The organism is Acidisphaera rubrifaciens HS-AP3, from assembly GCF_000964365.1.
Taxonomy (GTDB): domain Bacteria; phylum Pseudomonadota; class Alphaproteobacteria; order Acetobacterales; family Acetobacteraceae; genus Acidisphaera; species Acidisphaera rubrifaciens.
This window is the reverse complement of record NZ_BANB01000426.1, coordinates 1-1,881: the sequence shown is the minus strand read 5'-3', so window position 1 is coordinate 1,881 and position 1,881 is coordinate 1. Positions and strand designations below refer to the sequence as shown.

The following is a 1,881-nucleotide window of genomic DNA, read 5'->3' as shown; positions in this document are numbered from 1 at the left end:
GGCGGCACCGGCACGCTCGACGTCGCCACCGCCCCGCCGGTCACGCCCCCACCGCTGCCGCCCGCCGCGCTCGCCGCCTGGAGCGGTCTGCTGTCGAACAGCGTCACCCTGCTGGCGACGGTCGACAACGCCCAGACCACCGGCGGCGACGGCGTGTTCGAAATCGCGGCAACGGGGACGACCAGCACGGGTCCGACGGCTCTGGATACCGGGCTGACGACGGACACCTTCCTGGCGCAGGGCATCGCCGTGGACGCCGCCGCGGGCAAGTATTTTTTCACCTATTACGACAGCAGCAGCACGGCCAACGTGTCGAAGCTGGTCATCGGCAATCTTGCCGGCGGCGGCACGACGACGCTGTCCATGTCCAGCCTGGGGCTGACGCCGGGCACCGACTTCATCAACGGGCTGGCGGTCGATCAGGCCGCCGGCGCGCTCTATCTCGCGATCTCGTCGAACACCCTCGGCAACAACGGCATCTGGAAGACCAGCGAGGACGGAGGGCCCGCCACGCCCGTCGCCACCTCGGCCTCGATCGGCAACGTCACCGACCTCGCGCTCGACAAGCCGGACGGGCTGGTCTTCTTCGTCGATCAGGGCGATCTCGGCCTGCAGCTCGGCACCAACAACCTCGACGTCGCCACGATCGGCGGCGGCAAGATCACGACGCTTCTGGTCGGCAGCACGCTGACGACCGATGCGCAGATCACCAATCTGGCGGTCGATAGCGCCGACCATCTCATCTACTACACGGCGCATGCCCAGTCGTCGCACACCTCGGGCGCCACCTTCACGACCACCAACACGATCAACCGCGTCAGCTACGGCGTATCGGGCGGCAACGTCACGATCGGCACGCCGCAGACGCTCTACACCGTGGCGTACAGCAGCCAGGCGACGGAGGCGATCACCGGCATCCAGCTCGACCTGCCCGCCGGCACGTTCTACGTCGAGAATGCCGCCGGCACGAACATCCTGCAGGGCAGCCTCGCCGGCGGCTCGCCGCTCGTCCCCGTCGTCAACTCCGGGATCACGACGGGCGGCGAGCCCGAATATCTCGCGATCGACATCGCGCCCACCATCGCGGCCAGCGGCACCGTATCGTTCACGCAGGGCGGCAACGCCGTCGCGGCGGACGCGACGGCCACCGTCGTCAGCCCGAACGGCCAGAACCTCGCCGGTGCGACCGTCCATGTCAGCGGCGGCACGTTCAGCGGCGACGGCGACACGCTGGCCGCCGTCACCGCCGGCACCGGCATCAGCGCGGCGTACAACGCGGCGACGGAGACGCTGACGCTGTCGGGCGACGACACCGCCGCCCACTACACGCAGGTCCTGGACAGCCTCACCTTCGCCACCGGCAGCACGAACCCGTCCAACGGCGGCGCCGACCCGACCCGCACGCTCACCTGGAGCGTGACCGACGGCCTCACCGCCAGCGCCAGCGCGACCTCCGTCGTCGCCCTGCAGTTCAGCCCGATCGTCACCGCCGGCGCGACCGTCACCTACACGCCCGGCGGCGGCGCGGTGCCGGCGGACCCGTCGCTGGCGATCGCCGCGCCGCCCGGTGACACGATCCTCGGGGCGAGCGTCGCGATCTCGTCGGGGGAGCAGGCCACCGACACGCTCACCTATACCGGGCATGCCGGCATCAGTGGCGCGTTCGCCGGCGGCGTGCTGACCTTCACCGGTGCGGCCTCCGTCGCGACGTATCAGACGTTGCTCGACAGCGTTGCGTATGCGTCGAGCCTTCCCGATCCGACCGATGGCGGCACCGACCCGAAGCGCACGCTGACATGGACCGTCCGCGATCCCGCCTTCACCAGCACGCCCGCGACCAGCACCGTCATCGCCTGTTTCCTGGCCGGCACCACGCTGCTC

Annotated in this window: 1 protein-coding gene; it reads left to right on the top strand. The window is 70.2% G+C overall.

Going from position 1 to position 1,881, the window contains the following annotated elements:
* On the top strand, positions 1–1,881 hold a 1,881-nt coding region (locus B8460_RS12420; RefSeq protein WP_048861918.1), incomplete at both ends, for a beta strand repeat-containing protein.